31 protein-coding genes are annotated in these 26,470 nt (G+C 70.7%); 25 read left to right on the top strand and 6 right to left on the bottom strand.

The window, feature by feature from the left end:
- Nucleotides 1-6: 6 nt before the first annotated feature.
- The 3 genes from DJ017_RS15130 (at nt 7) to DJ017_RS15120 (ending at nt 3,625) form a co-directional block, all read left to right on the top strand.
- Nucleotides 7-1,059 carry a phosphotransferase family protein gene (locus DJ017_RS15130; protein WP_227000159.1) on the top strand — a complete coding sequence of 351 codons (1,053 nt, stop codon included), beginning with the start codon at nt 7-9 and terminating at the stop codon, nt 1,057-1,059.
- An 83-nt stretch (nt 1,060-1,142) separates the two neighbouring features.
- Entirely contained in the window at nt 1,143-2,813 is a 1,671-nt protein-coding gene (locus DJ017_RS15125) for a class I adenylate-forming enzyme family protein (RefSeq protein WP_111529495.1), read from the top strand.
- The gene (locus DJ017_RS15120; RefSeq protein ID WP_111529494.1) at nt 2,810-3,625 is read left to right on the top strand and encodes a phytanoyl-CoA dioxygenase family protein; all 816 of its coding nucleotides are present in this window, start codon (nt 2,810-2,812) and stop codon (nt 3,623-3,625) included. The genes DJ017_RS15125 and DJ017_RS15120 overlap by 4 nt, the downstream gene beginning before the upstream one ends.
- A 1-nt stretch (nt 3,626) precedes the next feature.
- Here the strand turns inward: DJ017_RS15120 and DJ017_RS15115 are convergent, their stop codons facing one another.
- Nucleotides 3,627-3,815: a hypothetical protein gene (locus DJ017_RS15115; RefSeq protein WP_111529493.1), complete on the bottom strand. Its 189-nt coding sequence runs from the start codon at nt 3,813-3,815 to the stop codon at nt 3,627-3,629.
- 181 nt (nt 3,816-3,996) lie between these two features.
- Between DJ017_RS15115 and DJ017_RS15110 the strand changes: the two genes are divergently transcribed.
- Complete coding sequence (locus DJ017_RS15110) at nt 3,997-4,209, top strand: hypothetical protein (protein ID WP_111529492.1); 213 nt, start codon at nt 3,997-3,999, stop codon at nt 4,207-4,209.
- Here the strand turns inward: DJ017_RS15110 and DJ017_RS15105 are convergent.
- Both DJ017_RS15105 and DJ017_RS15100 read right to left on the bottom strand, forming a co-directional pair.
- A complete protein-coding gene (locus DJ017_RS15105; protein WP_111530129.1) occupies nt 4,206-4,985 on the bottom strand; it encodes a metallophosphoesterase family protein in 780 nt (259 codons plus the stop codon). The two genes, DJ017_RS15110 and DJ017_RS15105, sit on opposite strands and share 4 nt — an antisense overlap.
- Complete coding sequence (locus DJ017_RS15100; RefSeq protein ID WP_111529491.1) at nt 4,985-5,776, bottom strand: hypothetical protein; 792 nt, start codon at nt 5,774-5,776, stop codon at nt 4,985-4,987. Before DJ017_RS15100 ends, DJ017_RS15105 begins: the two co-directional genes overlap by 1 nt.
- Nucleotides 5,777-5,925: 149 nt before the next feature.
- Here DJ017_RS15100 and DJ017_RS15095 point away from each other — a divergent pair, with 149 nt between their 5' ends.
- The 3 genes from DJ017_RS15095 to DJ017_RS15085 are packed head-to-tail and all read left to right on the top strand — an operon-like array spanning nt 5,926 to nt 7,390.
- Nucleotides 5,926-6,579, top strand: coding sequence for a glutathione S-transferase family protein (locus DJ017_RS15095; RefSeq protein ID WP_227000158.1), 654 nt, complete (start codon nt 5,926-5,928; stop codon nt 6,577-6,579).
- Nucleotides 6,579-6,923, top strand: a complete 345-nt coding sequence (locus DJ017_RS15090) for an ArsR/SmtB family transcription factor (RefSeq protein ID WP_111529490.1) — start codon at nt 6,579-6,581, stop codon at nt 6,921-6,923. Before DJ017_RS15095 ends, DJ017_RS15090 begins: the two co-directional genes overlap by 1 nt.
- A complete protein-coding gene (locus DJ017_RS15085; RefSeq protein ID WP_111529489.1) occupies nt 6,923-7,390 on the top strand; it encodes an SRPBCC family protein in 468 nt (155 codons plus the stop codon). The genes DJ017_RS15090 and DJ017_RS15085 overlap by 1 nt, the downstream gene beginning before the upstream one ends.
- Here DJ017_RS15085 and erpA read toward each other — a convergent pair.
- A complete protein-coding gene (gene erpA, locus DJ017_RS15080; protein ID WP_111529488.1) occupies nt 7,387-7,734 on the bottom strand; it encodes an iron-sulfur cluster insertion protein ErpA in 348 nt (115 codons plus the stop codon). The genes DJ017_RS15085 and erpA overlap by 4 nt on opposite strands.
- An 82-nt stretch (nt 7,735-7,816) precedes the next feature.
- On the opposite strand from erpA, the gene DJ017_RS15075 reads away from it, so the two are divergent.
- The 12 genes from DJ017_RS15075 (at nt 7,817) to DJ017_RS15020 (ending at nt 19,192) form a co-directional block, all read left to right on the top strand.
- Nucleotides 7,817-8,995 carry a deoxyguanosinetriphosphate triphosphohydrolase gene (locus DJ017_RS15075; protein ID WP_111529487.1) on the top strand — a complete coding sequence of 393 codons (1,179 nt, stop codon included), beginning with the start codon at nt 7,817-7,819 and terminating at the stop codon, nt 8,993-8,995.
- 161 nt (nt 8,996-9,156) lie between these two features.
- Nucleotides 9,157-10,059 (top strand): SPOR domain-containing protein, encoded by a 903-nt coding sequence (locus tag DJ017_RS15070; RefSeq protein WP_111529486.1) that lies wholly within the window; start codon nt 9,157-9,159, stop codon nt 10,057-10,059.
- Nucleotides 10,056-11,087, top strand: a complete 1,032-nt coding sequence (gene nagZ / locus DJ017_RS15065; protein ID WP_111529485.1) for a beta-N-acetylhexosaminidase — start codon at nt 10,056-10,058, stop codon at nt 11,085-11,087. Before DJ017_RS15070 ends, nagZ begins: the two co-directional genes overlap by 4 nt.
- Nucleotides 11,084-11,890, top strand: a complete 807-nt coding sequence (locus DJ017_RS15060) for a segregation and condensation protein A (protein WP_111529484.1) — start codon at nt 11,084-11,086, stop codon at nt 11,888-11,890. The genes nagZ and DJ017_RS15060 overlap by 4 nt, the downstream gene beginning before the upstream one ends.
- 142 nt (nt 11,891-12,032) lie before the next feature.
- Nucleotides 12,033-12,680 carry an SMC-Scp complex subunit ScpB gene (scpB, locus tag DJ017_RS15055; RefSeq protein ID WP_377284561.1) on the top strand — a complete coding sequence of 216 codons (648 nt, stop codon included), beginning with the start codon at nt 12,033-12,035 and terminating at the stop codon, nt 12,678-12,680.
- 139 nt (nt 12,681-12,819) lie between these two features.
- A complete protein-coding gene (locus tag DJ017_RS15050; protein ID WP_111529482.1) occupies nt 12,820-13,032 on the top strand; it encodes a Sec-independent protein translocase family protein in 213 nt (70 codons plus the stop codon).
- Between the two features lie 56 nt (nt 13,033-13,088).
- A complete protein-coding gene (gene tatB / locus DJ017_RS20845; RefSeq protein ID WP_111529481.1) occupies nt 13,089-13,664 on the top strand; it encodes a Sec-independent protein translocase protein TatB in 576 nt (191 codons plus the stop codon).
- Nucleotides 13,661-14,578, top strand: coding sequence for a twin-arginine translocase subunit TatC (tatC, locus tag DJ017_RS15040; RefSeq protein WP_111529480.1), 918 nt, complete (start codon nt 13,661-13,663; stop codon nt 14,576-14,578). Before tatB ends, tatC begins: the two co-directional genes overlap by 4 nt.
- Nucleotides 14,579-14,641: 63 nt before the next feature.
- Nucleotides 14,642-15,928 carry a serine--tRNA ligase gene (gene serS / locus DJ017_RS15035; RefSeq protein WP_111529479.1) on the top strand — a complete coding sequence of 429 codons (1,287 nt, stop codon included), beginning with the start codon at nt 14,642-14,644 and terminating at the stop codon, nt 15,926-15,928.
- A complete protein-coding gene (gene surE / locus DJ017_RS15030) occupies nt 15,925-16,701 on the top strand; it encodes a 5'/3'-nucleotidase SurE (protein WP_111529478.1) in 777 nt (258 codons plus the stop codon). Before serS ends, surE begins: the two co-directional genes overlap by 4 nt.
- Nucleotides 16,702-16,705: 4 nt before the next feature.
- Nucleotides 16,706-17,362, top strand: coding sequence for a protein-L-isoaspartate(D-aspartate) O-methyltransferase (locus tag DJ017_RS15025; protein ID WP_111529477.1), 657 nt, complete (start codon nt 16,706-16,708; stop codon nt 17,360-17,362).
- A gap of 102 nt (nt 17,363-17,464) precedes the next feature.
- On the top strand, nt 17,465-19,192 hold the full coding sequence (locus tag DJ017_RS15020) for a LysM peptidoglycan-binding domain-containing protein (RefSeq protein WP_111529476.1): 1,728 nt from the start codon (nt 17,465-17,467) through the stop codon (nt 19,190-19,192).
- 33 nt (nt 19,193-19,225) lie between these two features.
- On the opposite strand, the gene DJ017_RS15015 is transcribed toward DJ017_RS15020, so the two are convergent.
- On the bottom strand, nt 19,226-20,065 hold the full coding sequence (locus tag DJ017_RS15015; protein WP_111529475.1) for an ATP-binding protein: 840 nt from the start codon (nt 20,063-20,065) through the stop codon (nt 19,226-19,228).
- A 115-nt stretch (nt 20,066-20,180) separates the two neighbouring features.
- On the opposite strand from DJ017_RS15015, the gene yajC reads away from it, so the two are divergent.
- The 6 genes from yajC to DJ017_RS14985 all read left to right on the top strand — a co-directional run bounded on the left by yajC (nt 20,181) and on the right by DJ017_RS14985 (nt 24,983).
- On the top strand, nt 20,181-20,531 hold the full coding sequence (gene yajC, locus DJ017_RS15010; RefSeq protein WP_111529474.1) for a preprotein translocase subunit YajC: 351 nt from the start codon (nt 20,181-20,183) through the stop codon (nt 20,529-20,531).
- Between the two features lie 15 nt (nt 20,532-20,546).
- Nucleotides 20,547-22,154 carry a protein translocase subunit SecD gene (gene secD / locus DJ017_RS15005; protein ID WP_111529473.1) on the top strand — a complete coding sequence of 536 codons (1,608 nt, stop codon included), beginning with the start codon at nt 20,547-20,549 and terminating at the stop codon, nt 22,152-22,154.
- Between the two features lie 12 nt (nt 22,155-22,166).
- Nucleotides 22,167-23,147, top strand: a complete 981-nt coding sequence (gene secF, locus DJ017_RS15000; protein ID WP_111529472.1) for a protein translocase subunit SecF — start codon at nt 22,167-22,169, stop codon at nt 23,145-23,147.
- A gap of 14 nt (nt 23,148-23,161) precedes the next feature.
- Nucleotides 23,162-23,521 carry an Mth938-like domain-containing protein gene (locus tag DJ017_RS14995; protein WP_111529471.1) on the top strand — a complete coding sequence of 120 codons (360 nt, stop codon included), beginning with the start codon at nt 23,162-23,164 and terminating at the stop codon, nt 23,519-23,521.
- 108 nt (nt 23,522-23,629) lie between these two features.
- Nucleotides 23,630-24,229, top strand: a complete 600-nt coding sequence (locus DJ017_RS14990; protein WP_111529470.1) for a urate hydroxylase PuuD — start codon at nt 23,630-23,632, stop codon at nt 24,227-24,229.
- 61 nt (nt 24,230-24,290) lie between these two features.
- The gene (locus DJ017_RS14985; protein WP_111529469.1) at nt 24,291-24,983 is read left to right on the top strand and encodes a squalene/phytoene synthase family protein; all 693 of its coding nucleotides are present in this window, start codon (nt 24,291-24,293) and stop codon (nt 24,981-24,983) included.
- Nucleotides 24,984-24,995: 12 nt separating this feature from the next.
- Here the strand turns inward: DJ017_RS14985 and trmFO are convergent, their stop codons facing one another.
- Nucleotides 24,996-26,399 (bottom strand): methylenetetrahydrofolate--tRNA-(uracil(54)-C(5))-methyltransferase (FADH(2)-oxidizing) TrmFO, encoded by a 1,404-nt coding sequence (gene trmFO / locus DJ017_RS14980; protein WP_111529468.1) that lies wholly within the window; start codon nt 26,397-26,399, stop codon nt 24,996-24,998.
- Between the last annotated feature and the right edge of the window lie 71 nt (nt 26,400-26,470).

The raw sequence follows: 26,470 nt of genomic DNA, 5'->3' as shown, positions 1-26,470 counted from the left end.
CCCGCCTTGTCAGAACCCGCGATCCCGGTCCGCGACGTCGTTCCTGCGCACCGCTTCGACGAGGCCCGCCTCGAGCAGTGGCTCACGCGCCACGTCGACGGATTCGGCCGCAACATGCGCGTGCAGCAGTTCCAGGGGGGCGCCTCGAACCCGACCTTCCTGCTCACCACCGAGACGGCGGACGGGCCCTGGCGCTACGTGCTGCGCAAGAAGCCGCCGGGCCAGCTGCTGGCCAGCGCCCACCAGGTCGACCGCGAGCACCGGATCATGAAGGCGCTGGAGGGCCGGGTCCCCGTGCCGCACATGCGCGCCCTGTGCGAGGACCCCGAGGTCATCGGCACCGCCTTCTACGTCATGGACTTCCTGCCGGGCCGGATCTTCCGGGACGCCACCCTGCCGGGCCTGACCCCGGCCGACCGGGCGGCGGTGTATGACGAGCTGAACGCCACCCTCGCCAAGCTGCACCAGGTGGACTTCGAGGCGGTGGGGCTCGGCGACTACGGCCGGCCGGGCAACTACTTCGAGCGCCAGGTGGCCCGCTGGACGCGCCAATACCGCGACGCCGAGACCGAGACGGTGCCGGAGATGGAGGCGCTGATCGAGAAGCTGCCGGCCCGCATCCCGGCCGACCAGTCGGTGTCGATCGCCCACGGCGACTACCGGCTGGAGAACGTCATGTTCCACCCCACCGAGCCGAAGCTGATCGCGGTGCTCGACTGGGAGCTCTCGACCATCGGCCACCCGCTGGCGGACCTCGGCTACAACGGCTTCATGTGGCGCTCGCATTCGCCGTCCTGGGGGATGCTGGACGGGGTGGACTTCGCCACCAGCGGCATCCCGACCGAGGCAGACTATGTGGCCGCCTACTGCCGCCGCACGGGCCGCCATGAGATCGAGGACTGGCCGTTCTACGTGGCCTTCGGCGTGTTCCGCCTGGCCTCCATCTCCCAGGGCGTCTACCGGCGCATCCTGGCCGGCATCGCCGCCAGCGAACGGCCCGCCGAGAACGGCGCGCCGGCCCTGGCCAAGCAGGCGCTGGAGATCCTCGAGGGCGGTTGATCCGCGTCGATGTCTGACGTGACGTGACCCTTGACCGGTCCCGCTCCCCCGCCGTTCGATGAGCGCCTGGGAGGAAGCGAGCCATGCCCTCGCGCCAGGATGTCATCGCGGCCATGACCGCGAGCGGGCCGTTCGAGCTCGCCCACGACCACTCGGCCGGATACCCGGCGCGCGTCTATCGCAACGCGCCCGCCTCGATGCGCGAGCTGCTGCTCGCCACCCGCGCCCACGGGGACAAGCCCTTCCTGATCTACGAGGACCGGTCGCTGACCTACGCCGAGCACTTCGGCCGGGTGGCGGCCCTGGCGGCCTATCTTAAGGGCCTCGGGGTGGCGAAGGGCGATCGCGTGGCCATCGGCATGCGCAACTATCCCGAATGGAGCCTGGCGTTCTGGGCCTGCCAGGCGATCGGGGCCATCGCCGTGGCGCTGAACGCCTGGTGGACGACCGCCGAGCTCGCCTACGCCCTGGAGGACGCCGAGCCCAAGGCTGTGGTGGTGGACAGGGAGCGCCTCGACCGCATGCGGCCGCTGATCGGCGGCTTCGATCCCGCCGCGGTCATCGTGGCGCGGCGCGGCGAACACGGCCTGGGCGGCGTCGACCTGGAGGCCGTGGCCGGCGAGGCGGCCGAGGACCTGCCGGAGGCCGAGGTCGGCCCGGAGGATCTCGCCACCATCCTCTACACCTCGGGTACGACGGGCTTTCCGAAGGGGGCGATGGCGACCCATCGCAACCACGTCACCAACACCATGAACTCGCTGCTCTCCGGGGCGGCGGCGCGGGTGGCGGCGGGCGCGCCGGAGCCCGGGCCCGACACCCCGCAGCCCGGCGTGCTGCAGACCTTCCCCTTCTTCCACATCGGCGGCCTGACCGGCCTCTATGTCAGCGCGGTCGCCGGTTCCAAGATGGCGCTGATGTACAAGTGGGCGCCGGCCGAGGCGGTGAAGATCGTCGAGACCCACCGGCTGAGCGGAGTCTCGGGCGTGCCGATCGTGGTCCGCCAGTTCCTGGAAGCGGCGGCGGCCTCGGGCGCCGACGTCAGCTCCATCGCCGGGGTGACCTCTGGGGGCGCGCCGGTGCCGCCGGATCTGATCCGCCGCATCGAGAGCCAGTTCGCGGCCAAGGCCGCGCCCGGCAACGGCTATGGCCTGACCGAGACCACCAGCGCGGTGATCGTCAACGGCGGCGCCGACTACTTCGCCCAGCCGGACAGCGTCGGCCGGCCGGCGCCGACGGCCGAGATCTGTGTCGTGGACGACGAGGGGCGGCCCGTGCCCGACGGTCAGGTCGGCGAGATCTGGGTGCGCGGGCCGAACGTGATCCCCGGCTACTGGAAGAAGCCCGAGGCCACCGAGGCGGCGTTCGGCGGCGGCTGGTTCCGCACCGGCGATCTCGGCTACGTGGACGCGCAGGGGCTCTACTACGTCGTCGACCGCAAGAAGGACGTGATCATCCGCGGCGGCGAGAACGTCTATTGCGCCGAGGTGGAGGCCGCGATCCTGGAGCAGCCGGGCGTGCTGGACGCGGCCGTCGTCGGCCTGCCGCACCCGGACTACGGGGAAGAGGTGGCCGCGGTCATCCAGGTGGCGCCCCAGGACCTGAGCGGTCCGATCGCCGACCAGGTGCGCGCCGCCCTCGCCGAGCGGCTGGCGAAGTTCAAGATCCCGACCGCGATTAGGCTGACCGCCGATCCCCTGCCGCGCACCGCCACCGGCAAGGTCTTGAAGCGGGAGCTGAAGGAGGTGTTCGCATGAGCCTGGCTCTGGACTACGACTGGCCGGCGCTGCGCGAGGCCTGGGACCGGGACGGGGTGGTCAAGCTGCCAGCGGCGCTGAACGCGGCCCAGCTCGCCGAGACCCTGGCCGCTTATGAGTGGAGCCTGGCGAACCCGGGGCCGGGCGCCTCGCGCGATCGCCACACCCCGGAGGTCACCTTCTACAACGACCTCTTCAACCCGAACGCCCTGACCGGCTACCGCGAGATGCTGCAGCGCTCGCCGATCCCGTCCTATGTCGCCGAGCTGTGGCGCACCCCGGACGTCTGGTTCTTCTACGAGCAGGTGTTCCTGAAGGAGGGCGGGGAGGTGCGCCGCACGCCATGGCACCAGGACTCCTCCTACCTCGCGATCGACGGCCAGGACCTGGCGGTGGTGTGGATCAGCTTCGACCGCCTGTCGCAGGCGGATTCCCTGGAGTTCGTGAAGGGCTCCCACCACGGGATCCTCTACAACGGCTCGGCCTTCAAGCCGGGCGACGACACCGCGCCGCTGCACCGCGGGTCGAGCTTGCCGCGCCTGCCCGATATCGAGGGCGACCGCAGCGGCTGGGACATCGTCTCCTGGCCGGTGGAGCCGGGCGACATCATCGTCTTCCATCCAAAGGTGCTGCACGGCGGCGGCGCGACCCACGGCGGCATGCGGCGGCGCACCCTGACGCTGCGATTCTTCGGCGACCGCTCGGTCTACGACCCGCGCGACGGCGGGGCCGGGCCGCCGATCAAGGGCTTCCACCAGCGGATGTCGGCCGGCGCGCCGTTCCGCGACGACAGCTTCCTGAAGCTGCGCTGACCTAGAGGTGCAGGGTGTAGAGGAGCGACTGCTCCTCGAGCACCTCGATGCTGACCCGCAAGCCCTTGGCCATCAGCTCGCGGCCGGTGCGTTCGGCGCTGTCGAGATCCTCGCAGGCCAGGCGCTCGGGCGTGCCGGAGCCGTTCAGGTTCTCGACGAAGAGCACATAGCTGCGGGCCGCGTCCGACATGGGACCGGGTTAGGACAAGCCGGCGCGCCGGCTCAACCAACCCAGGGATGAAGCCTTTCGCGGTATCGCGCGTGAGGCGGGATGCAATTCGCCGCACCAGTCGTTTGGGTGGGGAGCCAGACGCCGCCCTGACCGTTGAAGCAGGTGGGACGGTCGGGTCATCGACACAAAGGGTTCGAGCATGAGGGCACGCGACGTCCGCGCCATCACGTTCTGGCTGACGAGCAGCCTCGTCCTGCTGTTCGCAGTCTATGCGGCCACCCGCAGCGTCATTGCCGCGGCGGCCTTGCTGGCCGCTTACAATGCCTGGCTGCTCAGCCGCGCCCGCATGCGCCGCGTCTTCCGCCGCCTGCGGGGCGAGAACATGGACTTCACCGGCTACTACATCGACTAGGCCGTCGCCGCCTCCGGCTGGGCGGGGGCCCAGACGTCGGAGCGCCTGGCCTGCAGGATCGCCACCTCGCCGTCCTCCAGCCGGGCCGCGGTGAGCACCCCGGTCGCGTAGGCGCCGGTGTCGAGCCCCAGGCGATGTTCCATCAGCTGCGGCTGTTCGCCGAGCCAGGTGTGGCCGTGGACGATGATCTTGGGGAAGGGGCCCGGCTGGTCGACGAAGCCGCGGCGCATCCACAGCAGGTCGTTCTCGCTCTGCGCCTCCAGCGGCGTCCCCGGCCGGATGCCAGCGTGGACGAAGGCGTAGTCGCCGATGACCACCAGGGTCTCCAGTTGCAGGAGGAGCTTCAGGTGCGAGGCGGGCATCCGCTCCAGCAACTCGTCGCGGGCGGCGCGCAGGGCCTCGGGCGAGGCCTCGGGCGGCGGCTGCACGCCGTAGGCGCCGAGGGTCTCCGCGCCCCCGAAGCCGAGCCACGGGGCGCCGCGCTCGGGCTCGTCCATGAACTCCAGGAGGCCCTGCTCGTGGTTGCCCTTCAGGAAGTGGATGTCGAGATCGCGGCGGCGCTGGAGCCAGACCAGGGCCTCCATGACCTGGGCCGAGTGGGGGCCGCGGTCCACATAGTCGCCGAGGAAGACGAGGACCGGCCGGCGGCCCCGCGCGTGCTCGGCGCTGTCCGCGGCGATCCTGGCCAGAAGGTCCTTCATCAACCCGTAGCAGCCGTGGATGTCGCCGATGGCGTAGACCAGTTGGCCGCCCACCTTGCTCGCCGCCTGCGCCATCACCACCACCAGGCGGGATAGCGAGGGTGGAAGCGCGTGCGGATGGCGTGCGGCGCGGCGCGCTCGCGCCGGTGGACGCTGGCGCGCTGCAGGTCGGCGGCGATGGAGCGGTAACCGGCCACCAGGCGGGCGGGATCGTGGGCGGCGCGGCGACGGGTGGTCTCCCAGCGCTCGCGGGCCGAGACGATGGTCGTGCGCGGCGCGCCGGCGCGGATCGCCTCCGCATAGGCCTGCCGCAGGCGCCGGTCGGCGGCCTTCACCTCGGCGTAGGAGCAGCAGGTCCCCTTGGCGCGGGTCCGCTTCACCGCCGCGCGGCGGGGGCTGGCCGCCGGCGGCGGGGCGAGCGCCATGGCCGGGATCGGCGGCGAGGGCGCGGCCAGGGAGGCGTCGGCCGCCTGCGGCGTCTGCACCGGCGGGGCCATCTCGATCGGCAAGGCGTCGGGCCGGGGCAGGGCGGGGGCCGCCGACGGCGCGGCGGCGTGCGGCTTCGGCTTGACGATCAGCGAGCCGGCGGCGACGCCGGCCAGGGCGGCGGCGGCCAGCGCCCCGACGCTGGCGAGGCTCAGGCCGCGGTGTGTCTCGACGGCGGGCGCCCGCCGGCCCATGAGGCCGCTGAGTGGGCCCCTGGTCGGACCTGTGGGCGCAGAGTTGGCTTGCGACGTGGCGTCCTCGCGCTCCGGTTGGCCGAAGATGGCTTCGAGGTCGGCCGACACGCCGCGCGCGCGGGCGCGGCGGTCTTCAGCGGGATCGGAGTGGGGCGCATCGAGATGCGCGGCCGCGTCGGACGCCATGGAACACCTTCGTAGAGCCGTGCGCCGTCCCAGAGCACGCCAAGCTGACGTCCCATAAACTTTCGCCGCCAAGCTTCGATCCACCGGGGCCAAAGAAACCGCGGTTGCCGGGCCCGGAAACCGGTGATACTTAAGTATCAACTTAAGTGATGGAGCTCGCCATGTTCGTGCTGCACGGCCACCCGCTGTCCTCCTTCCACCAGAAGGCGGCGGTCGCGTTCTACGACACCGGGACGCCCTTCGAATTCGCCATGCTGGACCTCGGCGACGAGGCGGAGCGGGCGCGCTTCACCGCCCTGTGGCCGTTCGGCAAGATGCCGGTGTTGGAGGATCGGGCGCGCGGCCAGGTGGTGGGCGAGTCCACCGCGGTGATCGAGCACCTGGCGGCGACGACCCCGGCCGCGGCGCGGCTGATCCCGGCCGATCCGGAGACCGCCCGCCGGACGCGGCTGATGGACCGGATCTTCGATCTCTACGTCCAGGCGCCGTTCCAGCGTTTCGGCGACCACCGGCGCGAGGTTCCGGGCGCGCGCGACGAGGCGATCCCGGAGCTCGTCAAGGGCCAGCTGGCCACCGCCTACGGCTATCTCGAGGGGGCGCTGGCGGGGCGCGCCTGGGCCGCGGGCGAGGACTTCACCCTGGCCGACTGCGGGGCGGGGCCGGCGCTGTTCTATGCGAACCGCATCCTCCCGATCGCCGACCACCCGAACATCGCCGCCTATTTCGAGCGGCTGAAGGCGCGCCCCTCCTATGCCCGGGCGTTCGAGGAATCGAAGCCGTACCTGGACTGGGTGCCGTTCTGATGGCGCCCGCCGGCGCGCCTCTCGACCGGGTGTTCCATGCGCTCGCCGACCCGGCGCGGCGGAGCATGCTGGAGCGGCTGAGCCGGGGGCCCGCCTCGGTCAGCGAGCTCGCCCAGCCGCTGTCCATGTCCCTGCCGGCGGTGGTTCAGCACCTGGCCGTGCTGGAGGAGAGCGGGCTGGTGCGGAGCCAGAAGGTGGGGCGCGTGCGCACCTGCCAGATCGAGGCCGGCGGCATGCAGCGGGCCGAACAGTGGATCAACGAGCGGCGCCTCGCCTGGGAGCGGCGCCTGGACCGGCTCGGCGGCTACCTCGACGCCCAGGCGGAGAAGGAAGGGGAATCCTGATGACCGAGCGCAACATCACCCACGGCACGTTCCACATCGAGCGGGTCTATCCGCACCCGGTGGAGCGGGTCTATGCGGCCTTCGCCACAGCCGAGGGCAAGGCGGGCTGGTTCGGCGGCGGCGAGGAGCAGACCATCCTCGAGCGGGTGTTCGATTTCCGCGAGGGGGGCCGGGAGCGGGCGGTCGGCCGCTGGGAATCCGGAACCGTCTCGCAGTTCGACGCCACCTACTTCGACATCGTGCCGGACGCGCGCATCGTCTACGCCTACGAGATGCACATCGACGGGGTGAAGATCTCGGTCTCCCTGGCCACCATCGAGTTCAAGCCGGCGGCGGGCGGCACGCGCCTCCTGCTCAGCGAAAGCGGCGCCTTCCTCGACGGCTACGACGATGCCGGCTCGCGCGAGCACGGGACCAATTTCCTGATGGATCGCGTGGGCGAATATCTCGCCCGATCAGCCGCTTAGATCGAGAAGCTGACGCCGCAGCCGCAGCTCGACTTGGCGTTCGGGTTCCGCACCTGGAACTGGGCGCCGACCAGCTCCTCGACGAAATCGATCTCGGAGCCCTTCACCAGGGCCATGGAGACGACGTCGACCAGGGCGCGGGCGCCGTCGCGCTCGACCACGAGGTCGTCCTCGTTGAGCTGGTCGGTGAGGTCGAACTGGTACTGGAAGCCCGAGCAGCCGCCGCCCTCGACGGCGACGCGCAGCATGACCGGCCGGCCCTCGGCCTCGCCGATGGCGCGGATGCGGCGGGCGGCGCTCTCGGAAAGCGTCACGTCTTGGGTCTGGCTGGCTGCTGTGGTCATGTCTGGTTAAACGAAATCAGGGCTAAGCCTATATGAGGTCCCCCGCGGCTTCGACCAAGAGGCCAGCTGATCGAAGGCGCTGATGCCCACCTCTCTTCCGCCCCGCGCGCCCTATGCCGAACGTCCCTCCGCCTCCCGCGGCCGCAAGGTCGCCGAGGACGAGAGCCGCACGCGCACGCCCTTCGCCCGCGACCGCGACCGGATCATCCACTCGACCGCCTTCCGCCGCCTCAAGGAGAAGACCCAGGTCTTCGTGGCCCACGAGGGCGACCACTTCAGGACGCGCCTGACGCACTCGCTGGAGGTGGCGCAGATCGCCCGCTCGCTGGCGACGGCCCTGGGGCTGGACGCCGACCTCGCCGAGACCATCGCGCTCGCCCACGACCTCGGCCACCCGCCGTTCGGCCACGCTGGCGAGGACGAGCTGCAGATCCAGATGGAGGACTTCGGCGGCTTCGACCACAACGTCCAGACCTTCCGGGTGGTGACCAAGCTGGAGCGCCGTTATCCGCGCTTCGACGGGCTGAACCTCACCTGGGAGACTCTGGAAGGGGTCATCAAGCACAACGGCCCGGTGGTCGACCGCCTCTCGCGGCCCTCCTGGCGGGCGATCGCCGAGTTCGACGCCGACTACGACCTGCGGCTCGACACCTGGGCTTCGGCCGAAGCCCAGGTCGCGGCCCTCTCCGACGACATCGCCTACAACAACCACGACGTGGACGACGGCGTGGCGGCCGGGGTGTTCCACCTCAAGGAGCTGCTCGACGTGCCGTTGATCGGGCCGCACGTGGAGAGCGCCTTCCGCGACTATCCCGACTGCGACCAGACCATCATCCGGCTCGAGGCGGTGCGGCGGATGATCGGGGCCATGGTCGACGACGTGCTGGCCGAGACCCAGCGCCGGGCCAAGGCGGGCAAGGTCGAGAGTCCCGAGGACGTGCGCATGCTGGGCCATGCCCTGGTCGCCTTCTCGCGCGACATGGTCGAGGACCTCGGCCAGCTCCGCGCTTTCCTCATGGAGCGCATGTACCGCCACTGGCGGGTCAACCGCACCCGCAGCCAGGCGCGCCGGATGTTGGGCGAGATGTTCCAGCTGTTCCTCTCCGAGCCCGACGTGATGCCCGCCGAATGGGGCCAGCGCGCCGCCGAGCGCGACCAGGCCGGCCGCGCCCGGGTGGTCTGCGACTACATCGCCGGCATGACCGACCGCTTCGCCATCGAGGAGCACAAGAAGCTCTTCCACCTCGACGTGTGGGGGTGACTTTGGGCGCGGCTGCGGCCTGACGCCCCATTCCAGGGGCCCGTCCGCCCACAGAAAATGCGGCCTCGAAGCCGACCCCGCGGCGATCGCTCGCTAGACTTGGGGTTGGTGGCGCGTGATTCGCCGATCGCGCGCCGGACGATCGTTCGGAGCCCTGGCCCATGTCCGACCACGAGCGCGGCGCCTATACGCCGCCCACCGATGCGCCCCTGTCCTTCGAGGCGCGCCAGCCCGTGCGCGGGGCGCGGCCGTTCCCGCTGACCCTGGTGGTCAGCGTCCTGGTGCTGCTGGGCCTCGCCGCCGCGATCTTCGTCTTCTACCGCTCCGGCGTGCGCCAGGCGGGCGGCGCGCCGCAGGTGGTCGGCACGCCGGTCGCCGGCATGAAGGCCCCGCCGCCGGCCGAGGCCCAGCCGCAGGATCCGGCCGCGGGCCTGGAGATCTACCGCTCGGAGAATGGCCAGCCGCCGCAGATGGTCCCGGCCCAGCCGCAGTTCACCCCGCCGCCTGAGCAGCCGCAGGCGCGGGCCCCGGTCGGTCCGCCGGTGGTCCTGGCGCCGGCCCAGCCCGGTCCCCAAACCGCGCCGCAGACCGCGCCCCAGCCGGCGCCGCCGCAACCCACGGCTCAGGCCGCCGCCGCGGCCCATCCGACCGCCCAGCCGCCGGCCCTGCGCCCGGCCCAGCCGGCGCCGACGCCCGCGCCCATCCCGGCCAAGCCCGCCGCCCAGATCCCGGCCAAACCGGTGGCCGTCGTCCCGCCGCCCAAGCCCGCGGCCGAGAAGCCGAAGCCCGTCGTCGCCGAAAAAGCGCCTGCGCCCGCCGCCAAGGGCGCGGCCGCCGTGCAGATCGGGGCGGTGTCCTCGCCGGCGCTGGCCGACAAGACCTGGAACGAGGCCGTGGCCGTCGCGCCGGGCCTCGCCGCCGGCAAGGGCAAGGGCGTCGAGAAGGTCGACCGCGACGGCAAGGTCCTCTACCGCACCTCGGTCACCGGCTTCGCCAGCAAGGAGGCCGCGGCCGCCTTCTGCGCCAAGCTGAAGGCCGCCGGGAAGGCCTGCTTCGTCAAGTGAGCGCGAAGGGAAGCCGCCTGGCCTGCATCCTGGGCTGCGCCGGCGCGGCGCTGAGCCGGGAGGAGGCCGCCTTCTTCAGGGACGTGAAGCCCTGGGGCTTCATCCTGTTCGCGCGCAACGCCGAGGATCCCGACCAGGTGCGCCGCCTGACGGACGCCCTGCGCGAGACCGTCGGCCGCGAGGACGCGCCGATCCTGATCGACCAGGAGGGCGGTCGAGTGCAGCGCCTGCGGCCGCCGCACTGGCGCAAGTACCCGCCGGGCCGCGCCTATGGCCAGCTCGCCGGCAACGACCCGCTGCTCAAGCGCGAGATCACCCGCCTCGGGGCGCGGCTCATCGCCCATGATCTGGCCGCGCTGGGGATCAACGTCGACTGCGTGCCGGTGCTCGACGTGCCCGACCCCTCCGGCCACGAGATCATCGGCGACCGCGCCTATGGCCAGACGCCGGAGGAGGTGGCGAGCCTCGGCCGCGCCGCCGCCGAGGGGCTGATCGCCGGCGGCGTGCTGCCGGTGGTCAAGCACATGCCCGGCCACGGCCGCGCCATGGCCGACAGCCACATGGAGCTGCCGGTGGTGGAGGCGTCCTGGGAGGAGCTCGACGCGCGCGACTTCGCTCCGTTCAAGGCCCTCTCGGACATGCCGATGGCGATGAGCGCCCACGTGATCTACACGGCCATCGATCCCAAGCGGCCCGGCACCACCTCGAAGAAGGTGCACAGGCGCGCCATCCGCGGCGCCATCGGCTTCGACGGCCTTGTGATGACCGACGATCTTTCGATGAAGGCGCTCTCGGGCGACTTTACGGACCGGGCGAGGGATTCGCTCGCGGCAGGATGCGACGTCGTGCTCCACTGCAACGGCGACATGGACGAGATGAAGGCCGTGGTCGAAGGCTGCGGACCCCTGAAGGGCAAGGCGGCCCGCCGCGCCGAGGCGGCGCTGGCCCGCATCCCGCGCCATTCCGAGCCGCTCGACGTCGAGGAGGCCGTGGCCCGCTTCGAAGCGGCGCTGCGGATTTCGGCGTGAGCGGCGGCTTCCAGCCCGGCCTCGATTTCTCCGCCGTGCAGACGGCGGTCGAGGACGGCGAGGCGCTGATCGTCGATATCGACGGCTACGAGGGCCCGCTGCACGTGCTGCTCGCCCTGGCCCGCAGCCAGAAGGTCGACCTCCTCAAGCTGTCGGTGCTCAAGCTGGCCGAGCAGTACCTGGCCTTCGTGAAGGAGGCGCGCCGCCGGCGCTTCTCGCTCGCCGCCGACTACCTCGTGATGGCGGCCTGGCTCGCCTACCTCAAGTCGCGGCTCCTGCTGCCCAAGCCGGAGAAGCTCAAGGAGGACGAGGCGCCGGCCGAGGAGGTCGCCGCCCGGCTGGCCTTCCGCCTCGCCAAGCTCGACGCCATGCGCAAGGCGGCGGAAGAGCTGAAGATCCGGCCCCAGCTCGGCCGCGACGTGTTCGGCCGCGGCGACCCCGAAGCCATCAAGATCGTGCCGTCCGGGCGCATCGAAGGCGACCTCTATTCCCTGATGAGCGCCTACATCGGCCAGCGGCAGAAAGACGCCGCGCGGCGCTACCAGCCGCGGCCCCAGCAGGCCTATCCGCTGGAGGACGCCCGCGAGCGACTGCGCCGGCTGCTGCCCGACCTCGACCGCTGGACGCCGCTCACCGGCGTCGCCCCCTTCGGCCCGGAAGGGCAGGGGCCGAGCCGCAAATCCTATGTCGCCTCGACCCTCTCGGCGAGCCTGGAGCTGGTGAAGGACGGCGCGCTCGAAGCCCGCCAGCTCGAAGCCTTCGCCGACATCTACCTGCGCGCCCGCAAGGGAGAGGCGGCGTGAGGGGCCCGGAATTAAGATGCTCCCCCCCAGGGGGAGCTGTCGCGAAGCGACTGCGGGGGTTGAAGCCCCCGGCGGCGAGGGGCGTGGGCCGCAACCCCCTCCGCTCCTTCGGACCACCTCCCCTTGAGGGGAGGATCGCATCGTGACCGCCGAGACCGAACGCGAGGTCGAGGCTCTGCTGTTTGCGGCGGCGGGGGCCCTGAGCCTCGACGACCTGGCGCGGCGGCTGCCGGAAGGCGCGGACGTGGAGGCCGCCCTGGCGGCGCTCGCCGCCCGCTATACGGGCAGGGGCGTGGAACTGGTCTGCGTCGCCGACCGCTGGCGCTTCCAGACCGCCGCCGATCTCGCCTGGCTGATGACCGAGGAGCGCGACGAGCCGCGCCGGCTCTCCAAGGCGGCCCAGGAGACCCTGGCGATCATCGCCTACCACCAGCCGGTGACCCGCGCCGAGATCGAGGCGGTGCGCGGCGTGGCGGCCAGCCGCGGGACGCTCGACGTCCTGCTGGAGCTCGGCCTGGTGCGCATGCGCGGGCGGCGGCGCACGCCGGGCCGGCCGGTCACCTACGGCACCACCGAAGCCTTCCTGGAGCACTATGGGCTGGCGAGCCTCGCCGACCTGCCGGGCGTCGCCGAGATGAAGGCCGCGGGCCTGCTCTCGCTGGACCTTCCGGCCGACTTCGCCATGCCCGATCCGGCGGCGCTGGGGCCCGACGAGGATCCGCTGGAAGCCGGCGAGGCGCCCGAATTCCACACAGATTACCTCGGCGAGGCCGAGGAGCTGGAAAACTAGTTCCGCGCGGCTGGCGGGGCGGGCTAGCGCCTCGGAATGCCGCGTGGCGTGCGTTGGCGGGACGGACTATATAGCCCGTCGAGACATATCGCGGGTCGCGGTCCGGGGGCCGCCGTCCGCCTGAAGGAGCTTTGGCGTCATGGGTTCGCTTTCCATCTGGCACGTCCTCATCGTGGTCGCGCTGCTCGCGCTGCTGTTCGGCGGCCGTGGGCGTATCTCCGGCATCATGGGCGACACCGCCAAGGGCATCCGGGCGTTCCGCGAAGGCCTGAAGGGCGAGGACGAAGAGACCAAGACGGCCGAAGCCAAGCCGCTGCCGAAGGAGTCCGAGAAGGACAAGGCTCACAGCTGAGCCGGGCGCCGCGCCGTCTCGTTTCCTCGCGGGTGAAAGCGCGCTAAGGCCACGTCATGTTCTTGGAAGGAAAGAGCCTCGAGCTCCTGCTGGCCGCCATCGCGGCCCTGGTGATCGTGGGCCCGAAGGACCTCCCGATCCTGTTGCGCCGGCTCGGCCAGTTCATGGCCAAGCTGCGCGGCATGGCGGCCGAGTTCCGCGCCAGCTTCGACGAGATGGCCCGCCAGTCCGAGCTCGACGAGCTGCGGCGTGAGGTCGAGGCGCTGCGCCGCGGCCAACTCGCCGACGAAGCCGCCCGCGCGGCGGGCCTGGCCGAGACCAACCAGGTGGTCGGCGAGATCCACCAAAGCCTTGCCGACGTCGGCGTCCAGCTGCATCCGCCGATGAGCTATCAGTACAGCGAGGCGCCCTCGGCGCCCGGTCCGGCCGAGGCTGCGCCGGCCATGACCATCGCCGCCGCCGAGCCGGCCCCCAAGAAGCCGCGCGCTAGGGCCAAGGCTCCGGCCGCTGCAAAGGACAAGCCGGAGGCCGCACCCAGGGCGCCGGCCAAGACAACGGCCAAGAAGGCGGCCGCGGGCGCCAAGCCGGACGCCAGGACGCGGGCCCGCAAGCCGGCGGGAGGCGAGGGGTGAGCGACTACACCTCCGACGAGGCCGAGATCGAGGCGTCCCGCGCGCCGCTGCTGGACCACCTGGTCGAGCTGCGTCAGCGGCTGATCACCTGCATCATCGCCTTCTTCGCCGCCTTCCTCGTCTGCTTCTATTTCGCCGGCCCGCTGTTCGAGTTCCTGCTGCGACCGTTCTCGATCGCCGCCCAGCTCCTGGCCCTGCGCCATGACACCCACGCGTCCGACCTCGGCGCCCAGGCCCTGGCCATGCTGACCGGGGCGAAGAACATGTTCCTGGCGCTGATCGGCGTCCTCGACCTGCCGACCCCGACCGGCAAGGTGACGAGCCTCGTCTTCACCGCGCCGCTGGAGTTCTTCTTCACGAAGGTGAAGCTGGCCGCGTTCGGGGCGATCATCCTCGCCTTCCCGGTGCTCGCCTGGCAGGTCTACGCCTTCGTGGCGCCGGGCCTCTACAAGCGCGAGCGGCGCGCCTTCCTGCCGTTCCTCGTCGCCGCGCCGGCGCTGTTCGTGATGGGCGCGGCGCTCGTCTACTACATGATCATGCCGTTCGTGCTGTGGTTCTCGCTCTCGCAGCAGATCGTCGGCACGGCGGGGATCTCGGTGCAGCTCCTGCCAAAGGTGTCGGACTACTTCGACCTGATCACCACGCTCGTCATCTGCTTCGGCCTGTTCTTCCAGTTGCCGGTGGTGCTGACGCTGGTGGCCATGGCGGGGCTGGTCAGCTCCCGGACCCTACTCTCCGGCTGGCGCTTCGCGGTGGCCGGCATCGTCATCGCCGCGGCCATCGTCACGCCGCCCGACCCGATCAGCATGACCCTCTTGGCCCTGCCGATCATCCTGCTCTACTTCATCTCGATCGGCTGCGTGCGCCTGATCGAGGGGCGCCGAGCGCGCGAGGACGCCGCCGCCGCAGCCTAGCGCCTTGGCGCCCCCGCCGACGCGCACTAGGAAGGGCCGCCCACCTATAGCCCACGGCCTCCGATGCACGACGTAAGAGCCATTCGCGAAACCCCCGAGCTTTACGAGAAAGCCTGGAGCGCGAAGGGGCTGTCCGGTTCCGAGCTGGTGGCGCAGATCCTCGGCCTCGACGCGAAGCTCCGTGAGGCCCAGACCCAGGGCCAGGCGCTCCAGGCCGAGCGCAACGACGCCTCCAAGAAGATCGGCCAGGCCAAGGCCCAGAAGGACGAGGCCGAGGCCACGCGCCTGATGGCGCATGTCGAGACCCTGAAGAAGGACCTCGAGGCCCACGCCGAAGCCGAGCGCGAGGCGGGCGAGGGCCTGAAGTCGCTGCTCGAGACCCTGCCCAACATCCCGGCCGCCGACGTGCCGCCGGGCAAGGACGAGCACGACAACGTCGAGGTCCGCCGCTGGGGCGAGCCCTTCGCGATCTCCTCGCCCAAGGACCACCAGTCGATCGGCGAAGGCCTCGGCCTGATGGACTTCGAGGCCGCCGCCCGCATGAGCGGCGCGCGCTTCGTCGTGCTGAAGGGCCAGCTCGCGCAGCTCGAGCGGGCCATCGGCCAGTTCATGCTCGACCTGCAGACCGAGGAGCACGGCTACACCGAGGTGAACCCGCCGCTGCTGGTCAACGACGCGGCCGCCTACGGCACCGACAAGCTGCCGAAGTTCGCGAGCGACCTCTTCCAGACCACCGACGGCCGCTGGCTGATCCCCACCGCCGAGGTTCCGCTGACGAGCCTCGTCATGGGGCAGATCCTCGCCGAGGAAGAGCTGCCGATGCGCGTGACGGCGCTGACGCCGTGCTTCCGCTCCGAAGCCGGCGCCTCGGGCCGCGACACCCGCGGCATGATCCGCCAGCACCAGTTCAACAAGGTCGAGCTCGTCTCGATCACCACGCCCGACCAGTCGGTGGAGGAGCACGAGCGGATGGTCTCCTGCGCCGAGACCGTGCTGAAGCGGCTGGAGCTGCCGTTCCGCACCATGCTGCTGTGCGCCGGCGACATGGGCTTCGGCGCGCGCAAGACCTACGACCTCGAGGTGTGGATCCCGTCCGAGGGCCGCTACCGCGAGATCAGCTCCTGCTCCAACTGCGGCGACTTCCAGGCCCGGCGGATGAACGCCCGCGCCAAGAAGGCCGGCGAGAAGGGCACGCGCTACGTTCACACCCTGAACGGCTCGGGCCTGGCCGTCGGCCGGACCCTGGTGGCGGTGATGGAGAACTATCAGGACGAGGGCGGGCGCATCGCCATCCCGCAGGCCCTGCACCGCTACCTGCCGGGGCTGACGCACATCGGGGGCGAGGGGTGAGGATCCTCCTCACCAACGACGACGGCATCAACGCCGAGGGCCTGGCCGTGCTGGAGCGGATCGCCGCCCAGCTGTCGGACGACGTCTGGGTCTGCGCTCCCGAGTACGAGCAGTCGGGAGCCAGCCGGGCGCTGACCCTGGCCGAGCCGATCCGGGTGCGGAAGCTCGGGGAGCGCAAGTTCGCCACCACCGGCACGCCGACGGACTGCGTCATGCTGGGCGTACGCGAGCTGATGGAGGGCGGTCCGCCGGACCTGGTGCTGTCGGGCGTCAACCGCGGCGCCAACCTCGCCGAGGACGTGACCATGTCCGGAACGGTGGCCGGGGCGATCGAGGCCATGGCCCTGGGCGTGCCGGGCGTCGCCCTGTCGCAGATGGGCTCCTACGACCCGTCGGACAACTACTTCGAGGCGGCCGAGGCCTTCGCGCCCGGGATCGTCAAGCGCCTCGTCGAGGTGGGCTGGCCCGCCGACGTGATCATGAACGTCAACTTCCCGGCCCTGCCCGTCGACAAGGTCGGCGAGGTGGAGGTCACCCGTCAGGGCTTCCGCGACGTGCAGGTGCGCATCGCCGAGAAGCGCACCGACCTGCGCGGCCGCGACTACTACTGGATCGGCTTCCGGCCCGAGCGCTCCAAGCCTGAGGAGGGCACGGATCTGCGCGCCCTCTACGAAGGCCGCATCTCGGTGACGCCGCTGCACATCGACCTGTCGCACATGGCCACGGTGTACGCGATGAAGGGGGCCCTCGGCGGCCCGCCGCCGAGGCTCTAGGCGCATGGCCGAGGACAACGAGACGCCCGACGCCGCCCTGGCCCGCCTGGTCCTGGCGCTGCGCTCGCAAGGGGTGACCGACCCGGCGGTGCTGAACGCCATCGAGACGACGCCCCGGGAGCTGTTCACGCCGGACCTCTTCAAGGAGCGGGCGTTCGAGGATTCGGCCCTGCCGATCGCCTGCGGCCAGACCATCAGCCAGCCGTTCATCGTCGGCCTGATGACCCAGGCGCTGAAGGTCGAGAGCCGCTCGCGGGTGCTCGAGATCGGCACCGGCTCCGGATACCAGACGACGATCCTCTCGAAGCTGTCGCGGCTGGTCTACACCATCGAGCGCTACCGGACGCTGATGAAGGAGGCCGAGTCCCGCTTCAAGGCGCTCGGTCTCACCAACGTGATCACCAAGTTCGGAGACGGCGGTAAAGGTTGGCCAGAACAGGCGCCTTTTGACCGCATTATGGTCACGGCGGCGGCGCCGTCCGAGCCCAAGGCCTTGCTTTCGCAGCTGAAGCCGAACGGCATCCTGGTTGCGCCCATCGGCAAGGGTCCGGTGCAGGAACTCCGACGATATACCGGCGACGGTAAGGGGGGCTTCACCGTCGAGGCGCTAACAGATGTGCGCTTCGTCCCCCTGTTGGACGGCGTGGCCAAGGAGCTCTGAGAGGCTTCCGCTACGGACGTTTGCGGGTGGCGGGGGTGGGAGGCATCCACCAAACTGCCCTCGCGCCCAGAATGATTCCTTTGACTGCCCTTGGGAGCGGCGATGACGCAAATCCTCGCAAGATCCGCCCTGGTCCTGTTCGCGACGACCGCTCTCGGAGCGTGCGCGACGCCGACCTATGCGGTGTCCATGGCCGACGCCTCGCGGGCGGGCGTGTCCGCCTCGGCGCGGGAAGGCCTGTTCACGCCGGCGGTGGATCGCGGCGAGGCTCCGGCCCAGCTGTTCCTGGCGGCGACGCACCGGCGCCATGCGACCAAGGCCGCGGCCAAACCCGTCGCCGACGAGACGCCCTCGACCTATACGGTCCGAAAGGGCGACACCCTGGGCAAGATCGCCGACAAGCTCGGCGTCTCGGTGACCGAGCTGAAGAAGGCCAACCGGCTTCGCGGCAATGCGATCGACGTCGGCCAGGAGCTGAAGGTCCCCGGCGCCGATAAGCCGGCCGACAAGGCCGAGCCGAAGACCTCGTCGAAGAGGTCCCGCGCCAAGGCCGAGCCCGAGGCGCCGACCAGCTACACGGTGAAGAAGGGCGACACCCTCTATTCGATCTCCAAGAAGCTCGGCATTGGCCTCGACGAGCTGCGCGAGGCCAACGACATCTCGGCGCGGGGCTCGATCCACGCCGGCCAGACCCTGAAACTTCCGGGCGCGGAAGCGCCGGCCGAGGAGCCGGCGCCCAAGGCCACGTCCTCGCGGCGCAAGACGACGGCGCGGGAGGAGGTCTCCGAGGGCTCGTCGGCGGCGGGCCGGGTGGTCGACGTCCAGGGGCCGCCGGTGGCCTACAAGGTCAAGAGGGGCGACACCCTCGACAAGATCGCCGACAAGCTCGACACCGACGTGCCGACGCTGAAGAAGGACAACAAGCTGAAGGGCTCGGCCATCCGTCCGGGTCAGACGCTAAAAGGTCCGCGGATCTATTCGAAGGCTTATGTGGCCCGTTCGGGCGACACCCTCGCCGAGGTCGCCCGGCGCTTCGGCGTGTCCACCGAGAAGCTGCGAGCGGCCAACGGCCTGTCGCGCCGCGCCTCCATCCGCTCGGGTCAGAAGCTCGTCCTGCCGGAGGGCTGGCGCGACCACGGCGCGTCGCCCGCGCCGCGGCGCGAGGAGGAGCGTCCCGCCGCGCCGACCGTGCGGCCGCGGGTCTATACGCCGCCCGTCGAGGAGCGGCCGCAGGTCATTACGCCGCCGGAGCGTGCGACCACGACCATCACCCCGGCGCCGAGCTCGGCCCCGCCGGCCGTGACTCCTCGGCCCTACGTGCCGCCAGTGGTGACGCCGAGGCCCTATTCGCCGCCACCGGCGACGACCAACGGCCCGCCGCTCGCGCCCCAGGCCGCCGCGCCGCCGACCGACGCCCAGATCTCCGAGCTTGGCCGGGGCCGCTTCCAGTGGCCGCTGAAGGGCCAGATCATCTCCGACTTCGGCCCCAAGACCGCCGGCCAGCGCAATGACGGCGTCAACATCCAGGCCAACGCCGGCGACGCGGTCCGCGCCGCCGCCAGCGGCGACGTGGTCTATGCCGGCGACCAGGTGCCGGGCTTCGGCAACCTCGTGCTGATCAAGCACGCCGACGGCTGGGTGACGGCCTACGGCCACCTGTCCCGCGTCGAGGTGAAGATGCAGCAGAAGGTCAGCCAGGGTCAGGAGATCGGCCAGGCCGGCTCCACCGGCGGGGTCGCCGAGCCGCAGCTCCACTTCGAGGTGCGCTATGCGCCGAGCCCGCTGGAGCGCGCCCGGCCGGTCGATCCCAAGCTCGTCCTGCCGCGCTGACTCCCTCCCTTTCAGGGGAGAGATGGGAGCGGTCTACAGCGGCAGGCTCTTGCCGAGTTCGCCCGCCAGGTCGCGGATGAACTGCCAGGCCACGCGGCCTGAGCGGCCGCCGCGGGTCTGCGCCCACTGCAGGGCGCGACGATCGAGATCCTCGACGCCCAGGCCGTAGGTCTCGGCGTAGCCCCTGACCGCCGCCAGGTAGGTCTCCTGGTCCATCGGCGGAAAGCCGATCCACAGGCCGAAGCGGTCGGAGACGCTGACCTCCTCCTCGGCGTCCTCGGCCGCGGCGATCAGGCCGCGGTCCTCGCCGTGGCCGCGCGGCATCAGGTGGCGGCGGTTCGAGGTGGCGACGAACAGGACGTTGGCCGGCGGGCCCGAGACGCCGCCCTCCATGGCCGATTTCAGCGCCTTGGCGGCCGCCGCGCCTTCCTCAAAGGACAGGTCGTCGCAGAGCACCAGGAAGCGCTCGGGCCGGACGCGCAGGGCGTCGAACAGCTGGGGCAGGGCGGTCACCTGGTCGCGGTCGACCTCGACCAGCTTCAGGTCGGGCGCGGTCTTGGTCACGGCCATGAAGGCGGCCTTGGCGAGCGAACTCTTGCCGGTGCCGCGCACGCCCCAGAGGAGAGCGTGGTTATAGGGCAGGCCCTCGGCGAAGCGCTGCAGGTTCTCGAGGAAGCGCCCCTTCTGTCGATCGACGCCGACCAGGCTTTCCAGCGACAGGGGATAGTCCGGCGCGGGGTGGAAGGCGCCGGTGTCCGGATCGTGGCGGAACAGCCGCGCGGCGGCGAAGTCGGGGCGGGCCCCGGCCGGCGGGGCGAGCCGCTCCAGGGCCTCGGCAATCCGCAGCAGGAGGGGTTGTAGCTCGGCGTCCATGGACTTCGGCTTACCTGTCGGCGGGTTCCATTGCAAAACCGCGGCAGAGCCCATAGCTTCCGGCCACCTTGACGGGGGTCCCCATCGGCCGCCCGCGACGCTACTCGGAGAGGCCATGTTCGCCACCCCCGCCTACGCCCAGACCGCCGCCGGCGCCGCCACGGGCGGTCCCCAGGACATGCTGATCCAGTTCCTGCCGCTGATCGCGCTGGTCGTGCTGTTCTATTTCCTGATGATCCGGCCGCAGCAGCGCCGGATGAAGGCGCACCAGCAGGCGATCTCCGCGGTGAAGCGCGGCGACACCGTGGTGCTGTCCTCGGGCATGATCGGCAAGGTCGTGCGGGTCGAGGACGCGGAAGTGGGCGTCGAGATCGCCACCGGCGTGACCGTGAAGGTGGTCAAGTCGATGATCTCCGAGGTGCGCACCCGCGGCGAGCCGGCCCCCGCGAACGATTCGAAGCACTAGGGCCACACCCCCGCCATGATGAACCTTTCGCGCTGGAAGGTCCTGCTCGTCGTCATCGCGACGGTGCTCGGGCTGGTGTTCACCCTGCCCAACCTCCTGCCCAAGCAGACGCTCGACGCCCTTCCGGGCTTCGTGCCGAAGAAGGCGCTGAACCTGGGTCTCGACCTGCAGGGCGGCTCCTCGCTGCTGCTCGAGGTCAACACCCAGGCGCTGATGGCCGAGCGCCTGACCAACATGATCGAGGACGTGCGCACCACCCTGCGCAACGACAACATCGATTTCACCGACCTTGGCCAGGTGAACGGCGGCATCAGCGTGCGGATCACCGATCCGGCCAAGCTGACCGAGGCCCAGAACGCCCTGCGGCGCACCCTGGCGGTTCCGCTGGCCGGCGCGGCCGGCGGCCAGGAGGTGACGGTCGCCACCGAGCCTGACCAGCGCATCCGCGTCGCCTTCGTGCCCGAGGCCTTCGACGCCGAGGCCGCCAAGGCGGTCGAGCAGTCGATCGAGATCGTCCGCCGGCGGATCGACCAGCTCGGCACCAAGGAGCCGGACATCGCCCGCCAGGGCAAGAACCGCATCTTCATCCAGGTGCCGGGCGAGAGCGATCCGGAGCGGCTGAAGAACATCATCGGCCAGACCGCCAAGCTGACCTTCCAGATGGTCGACGAGGGCGTGTCGCCGCAGGACGTGGCCGCCGGCCGCCTGCCGCCCGGCGACATCCTGCTGCCCTACGCCAACGCCACAGACGGCCCGCCGCTGCTGGTCAAGAAGCGGTCGGTTGTGACGGGCGAGATGCTGACCTCGGCTTCGCCGGGCTTCGATTCGCAGACCGGCCGCGCCATCGTCCAGTTCCGCTTCAACGGCGTCGGCGCGCGGCGCTTCGGCGACGTGACCAGCGCCAACATCGGCAAGCGCTTCGCCATCGTCCTCGACAACAAGATCATCTCGGCCCCGGTCATCCAGAGCGCCATCACCGGCGGCTCGGGCCAGATCACGGGCAACTTCACCGCCGAGAGCGCCAACGACCTCGCCGTCCTGCTGCGCGCCGGCGCCCTGCCGGCCCCGCTGAAGGTCGAGGAACAGCGCACGGTGGGCGCCGAACTGGGCGCCGACGCGGTCAGGGCCGGCACCATCTCCGCCGTCGTCGGCCTGGCCGGCGTCGTGGTGTTCATGATCGGCATCTACGGCGTCCTCTTCGGCGGCATCTCGCTGATCGGGCTCGTCGTGAACGGCCTGATGATCATCGGCATCATGAGCCTCACCCAGGCGACGCTCACCCTGCCGGGCATCGCGGGCCTGATCCTGACCCTGGCGGTGGCGGTGGACGCCAACGTGCTGATCTACGAGCGCATGCGCGACGAGCTACGGGCTGGCCGCAACCTGATCTCGGCCATGGACGCCGGCTTCAGCCGAGCGTTCGGCACGATCATGGACGCCAACATCACCCACCTGTTGTCGGCGCTGATCCTCTTCCAGTTCGGCTCCGGACCGGTGAAGGGCTTCGCCTGGACCCTGTCCATCGGCGTGCTGACGACCGTGTTCTCGGCGGTGCTGGTGTCCCAAGTGCTGCTCGCCTGGTGGTTCCGCACCACCCGGCCCAAGTCCCTGCCGATCGCGTAAGGAGCCAAGACCATGCATTTCTGGCCCCTGATCAAGGTCCTGCCGGTCCGCACCCACTTCCGGTTCGTGCGGCTGGCCAAGTACTTCGCCGCGCTGTCGATCGTCGCGGTGATCGGCTCGCTGTTCCTGGCGCTCTATCCGTTCACCCCGCCTTGCGGCGGGCTGGCGTGCGGCATCGACTTCAAGGGCGGTTCGGTGCTCGAGCTGTCGACCGCGCCCGCCGCGGCCGACCTCAGCAAGATCCGCGGCGCGGTGGATTCCATGCACCTGGGCGACATCCAGGTGCAGGGCTTCGGCTCGCCGTCCTCGGCCATGGTCCGCTTCCAGACCCCGGAAGGCGCCGACGCCAACAAGACCGCCGAGGCGGTGAAGGCGAAGATCGCCCAGGCGGTGTCGCCGGTGAAGTTCACCCGCGCCGACGTCGTCGGCCCCAAGGTCTCCACCGAGCTGCTCAGCTCGGGCGTCATGGCCCTGGGCGGCGCGATCCTGCTGATGCTGCTCTACATCTGGTTCCGGTTCGAGCTGCAGTTCGGACTGGGCGCGGTGGCGGCCCTGTTCCACGACGTCTTCCTGACCTTCGGCCTGATCGCCGTGATGCGGATCGAGTTCAACCTGACCGTCGTCGCCGCGATCCTGACCATCATCGGCTACTCGATGAACGACACCGTCGTGGTCTTCGACCGCTTCCGGGAGAACCTGCGGAAGTACAAGAAGATGCCGCTCGGTGAGGTGATCGACATGTCGATCAACGAGATGCTGACCCGGACCATCATCACCAGCTTCACCGCCGTGCTGGCGCTGATCGCCCTGGCGCTGTTCGGCGGGCCCTCGCTGTGGGGCCTGTCCATCGTCATGCTGTTCGGCATCGTGATCGGCACCTATTCGTCGATCTACATCGCCGCCCCGGTGATCATGCTGTGGGGCGTCAAGCGCGGCGAGGACGACGCCGAGGTGATCCAGCCGCCGGGCGGCGCGCGGCCGGCCCGGCCCTAAGGGGAACGGTCCTCGTGGCCCGCAACGCCCCCACCATCGACAGCTACGGGGCCGGCGGCTTCCGCCTCTCCGGCGAGTGGCATGCCGGCTCGGTGCTGATCGTCGGGGACGAGGCGCGAAGCTGGGCGGTGGCGAGCCTCGCCGAGCTGACGCCCGAGAGCCTGGCTCCGGTCTTCGCGGCCGGGCGGGCCGAGGTGGAATTCCTGCTGCTCGGGGTCGGGAAGGTCAACGCCATGCCGCCGATCGCGGTGCGCGATTCCCTGCGCGCCATGGGCATGGGGCTGGAGTTCATGGCCACGGCCGAGGCCGCCAAGCTCTACAACTTCCTCACGGCCGAGGGCCGCCGGCTGGCGGCCGCCCTGATCGCCGTCTAGGCGGCCGGTGCTCTCCTAGGGGCGCCCCAAGCTGCGCCGTGCCTTCCGGCCTGCGTCGAAACGCCCTATACCTGAGTCCAACGGTAGGACTCGCTCGGGGACGTTTCCATGACTGCTATGCTCTCAAACCTGCGAAATACGCTGATCGTCAGCTTCATCCTGGCGATCGTGATCATCGCCGGCTACCTGATGCACCACGGCGGCGCGGACGCCATCTTCTGGCAGGGCGTGTTCCGCTGGCTGCACGTGCTGTTCGGCATCCTGTGGATCGGCCTGCTCTACTACTTCAACTTCGTGCAGATCCGGAAAATGCCGGAGATCCCGGCGGAGCTGAAGCCGGCGGTCTCGAAGTACATCGCGCCTGAGGCGCTGTTCTGGTTCCGCTGGGCGGCCCTGTTCACCTGGGTGATGGGAATCATCCTGGCCTTCAACCGCGGCTACCTCGTCTCGGCCTTCCTGCTGGGCAACGGCTTCCAGGTGCCGCAGTTCGCCTTCATCGGCCTGGGCATGTGGCTGGCGACGATCATGTTCATCAACGTCTGGGCCTTCATCTGGCCGGCCCAGAAGATCGCCCTCGGCATCGTCGACGCCGACGCGGACGCCAAGGCGGCCGCCGGCCGCAAGGCGATGATCTTCTCCCGCATCAACACCTTCCTGTCGGTGCCGATGCTGGTGACCATGACCATGAACCAGACGATCTTCGGCTGATCGCCGAAACGATCTAGGATCGGAAGGCCCGCCTCACCGGCGGGCCTTTTGGTTTTGAGTGATGGACGACGCGCCGCAAGAAGACCTCGACCCCGCGGATCTGGACACCCAGCTGCGCCGCGTGGACCCGGACCGCTGGATGTCGAGCCGGTTCATCGGCGACGCCGACAAGCGGGCCGACGTGGTGGCGCTCTACGCCTTCGACCACGAGCTGGCGCGCGCCCCGCGGATCACGAGCAATTCCCTGCTGGGCGAGATCCGGCTGACCTGGTGGCGCGAGGTGCTGGACGAGATCTTCGAGGGTCGGCCCGTGCGCCGCCATCCGACGGCCCAGGCTCTGGCCGAGGCGGTCCGCCGCCGCGGGCTCACCCGCCCCCCGCTGGAGACCCTGATCGACGCCCGCTATCGCGAGCTGGACGCCTCGCCCATGGACGCCAAGGAGGCGCTGGCCTGGGCGCGGGACACGGGCGGCCTAGCCGCCGAGATCGCCGCCCTGATCCTGGCGCCGGGCGCCGATGTCGGACCGGCGCGGGCCGCGGGCACGGCCTGGGCGCTCGGGCGCAAGGCCGCCGAGGCGCCGGTGTTCGGCGGCGTCTTCGAGAAGACCCTGGCCGGCGCCCGCGCGGCGATGAAGCACCTCCCGCCTGAGGCGTTCCCGGCCGTCGCCCACGCGGCGCTCGCCGGCCGGCGCAAAGGCTCGGACCTTGCCCGCCGGCTGCGTCTCATCTGGGCTGTCGCCAGAGGGCGGATCTAGCGACGGATCCAGCTACTCCGCCGGTTCGAGCGCCCGTTGGCCTTCGATCCAAGCGTCGAGGTCGGCAAGGGCGCGCTCGCCCACCAGCCGCTTCTTGGCGCGGCCGCGCTCCTTGTTGGGCAGGCGCTTGCCGTCGGGGCCGTACTTGGGCGCCTCCAGCGGCGGCAGCAGGCCGTAGTTGATGTTCATCGGCTGGAACGAGCCGGCGCCGCCTTCCAGGTGACCGCCGGTGATGTGGGCGACGAGCGCGCCCAGCGCCGTGGTCGGCGGCGGGGCGACGGCGGCGCGGCCCAGCCGTTCGGCGGCGGCGAAGCGGCCGGCGAGGAGGCCCACCGCGGCGCTCTCCACATAACCCTCGACGCCGGTGACCTGGCCCGCGAAGCGCAGGCGCGGGTCGGCCTTCATGCGCAGGGTCCCGTCCAGCAGGCGCGGCGAGTTCAGGAAGGTGTTGCGGTGCAGGCCGCCGAGACGGGCGAACACCGCCTTCTCGAGGCCGGGGATCATGCGGAAGACCTCGGTCTGGGCGCCGTGCTTCAGCTTGGTCTGGAAGCCGACCATGTTCCAAAGGGTGCCGAGCGCGTTGTCCTGGCGCAGCTGGACGATGGCGTAGGCCTTCTCGTCGGGCTTGTGGGCATTGGTCAGCCCGACCGGCTTCATCGGGCCGTGGCGCAGGGTCTCGCGGCCGCGTTCGGCCATCACCTCGATGGGCAGGCAGCCGTCGAAATATGGGACGTGCTCCCACTCCTTGAACTCGGACTTGGGCGAGGTCAGCAGGGCGTCGATGAAGGCCTCGTACTGCTCCTTGGTCATCGGGCAGTTGATGTACGCCGCCGCATCGCCGCCGGGACCTTCCTTGTCGTAGCGCGACTGGCGCCAGGCGATGTCCATGTCGACGGACTCGAGGTGCACGATCGGGGCGATGGCGTCGAAGAACGAGAGTTGGCCCTCGCCGGTGAGGGCCAGGATGGCCTCGGACAGGGCGGGCGAGGTGAGGGGGCCGGTGGCGACGACGACGCTGTCCCAATCCGCGGGCGGCAGGCCGGCCACCTCCTCGCGGGCGATGGTGACCAGCGGGTGGGCTTCGAGGCGCGCGGTGACGGCCTCGGAGAAGCCTTCCCGGTCGACGGCCAGGGCGCCGCCGGCCGGCACCTGGTGGGCGTCGCCGCAGGCCATGATCACCGAGCCGAGCTTGCGCATCTCGGCGTGCAGCAGGCCGACCGCATTGCCGGTCCAGTCGTCGGCCCGGAAGGAGTTGGAGCAGACCAGCTCGGCCAGCCGGTCCGTCTGGTGGGCGTCGGTCTTGCGCACGGGGCGCATCTCGTGGAGCACGACGGGCACGCCGGCCTGGGCCAGCTGCCATGTGGCTTCGGAACCGGCGAGGCCGCCGCCCACCACGTGCACGGGTCTGATCGTCATGCGTGGCTAACTAGCAACGATCGGGCCCGTTCGCGAGCGGGGCCTTGCGTGCGCCTGCGGCCCCGCACAAT

It is taken from the genome of Phenylobacterium soli (assembly GCF_003254475.1).
GTDB classification, from domain to species: domain Bacteria; phylum Pseudomonadota; class Alphaproteobacteria; order Caulobacterales; family Caulobacteraceae; genus Phenylobacterium; species Phenylobacterium soli.
This window is presented reverse-complemented; position numbering and strand designations above follow the sequence as displayed.

Coding starts and splice junctions, on each gene's coding strand:
- erpA (WP_111529488.1), bottom strand. CDS start 7,734: ATGACCACAGCAGCCAGCCAGACCCAAGACGTGACGCTTTCCGAGAGC.
- DJ017_RS15075 (WP_111529487.1), top strand. CDS start 7,817: ATGCCCACCTCTCTTCCGCCCCGCGCGCCCTATGCCGAACGTCCCTCC.
- DJ017_RS15015 (WP_111529475.1), bottom strand. CDS start 20,065: ATGGACGCCGAGCTACAACCCCTCCTGCTGCGGATTGCCGAGGCCCTG.
- DJ017_RS15070 (WP_111529486.1), top strand. CDS start 9,157: ATGTCCGACCACGAGCGCGGCGCCTATACGCCGCCCACCGATGCGCCC.
- DJ017_RS15120 (WP_111529494.1), top strand. CDS start 2,810: ATGAGCCTGGCTCTGGACTACGACTGGCCGGCGCTGCGCGAGGCCTGG.
- DJ017_RS15020 (WP_111529476.1), top strand. CDS start 17,465: ATGACGCAAATCCTCGCAAGATCCGCCCTGGTCCTGTTCGCGACGACC.
- DJ017_RS15105 (WP_111530129.1), bottom strand. CDS start 4,985: ATGGCGCAGGCGGCGAGCAAGGTGGGCGGCCAACTGGTCTACGCCATC.
- DJ017_RS15085 (WP_111529489.1), top strand. CDS start 6,923: ATGACCGAGCGCAACATCACCCACGGCACGTTCCACATCGAGCGGGTC.
- secF (WP_111529472.1), top strand. CDS start 22,167: ATGCATTTCTGGCCCCTGATCAAGGTCCTGCCGGTCCGCACCCACTTC.
- DJ017_RS15125 (WP_111529495.1), top strand. CDS start 1,143: ATGCCCTCGCGCCAGGATGTCATCGCGGCCATGACCGCGAGCGGGCCG.
- DJ017_RS14990 (WP_111529470.1), top strand. CDS start 23,630: ATGACTGCTATGCTCTCAAACCTGCGAAATACGCTGATCGTCAGCTTC.
- DJ017_RS15025 (WP_111529477.1), top strand. CDS start 16,706: ATGGCCGAGGACAACGAGACGCCCGACGCCGCCCTGGCCCGCCTGGTC.
- DJ017_RS15050 (WP_111529482.1), top strand. CDS start 12,820: ATGGGTTCGCTTTCCATCTGGCACGTCCTCATCGTGGTCGCGCTGCTC.
- DJ017_RS15110 (WP_111529492.1), top strand. CDS start 3,997: ATGAGGGCACGCGACGTCCGCGCCATCACGTTCTGGCTGACGAGCAGC.
- yajC (WP_111529474.1), top strand. CDS start 20,181: ATGTTCGCCACCCCCGCCTACGCCCAGACCGCCGCCGGCGCCGCCACG.
- secD (WP_111529473.1), top strand. CDS start 20,547: ATGATGAACCTTTCGCGCTGGAAGGTCCTGCTCGTCGTCATCGCGACG.
- DJ017_RS15100 (WP_111529491.1), bottom strand. CDS start 5,776: ATGGCGTCCGACGCGGCCGCGCATCTCGATGCGCCCCACTCCGATCCC.
- DJ017_RS15095 (WP_227000158.1), top strand. CDS start 5,926: ATGGAGCTCGCCATGTTCGTGCTGCACGGCCACCCGCTGTCCTCCTTC.
- serS (WP_111529479.1), top strand. CDS start 14,642: ATGCACGACGTAAGAGCCATTCGCGAAACCCCCGAGCTTTACGAGAAA.
- DJ017_RS15115 (WP_111529493.1), bottom strand. CDS start 3,815: ATGTCGGACGCGGCCCGCAGCTATGTGCTCTTCGTCGAGAACCTGAAC.
- tatB (WP_111529481.1), top strand. CDS start 13,089: ATGTTCTTGGAAGGAAAGAGCCTCGAGCTCCTGCTGGCCGCCATCGCG.
- DJ017_RS14985 (WP_111529469.1), top strand. CDS start 24,291: ATGGACGACGCGCCGCAAGAAGACCTCGACCCCGCGGATCTGGACACC.
- trmFO (WP_111529468.1), bottom strand. CDS start 26,399: ATGACGATCAGACCCGTGCACGTGGTGGGCGGCGGCCTCGCCGGTTCC.
- DJ017_RS15090 (WP_111529490.1), top strand. CDS start 6,579: ATGGCGCCCGCCGGCGCGCCTCTCGACCGGGTGTTCCATGCGCTCGCC.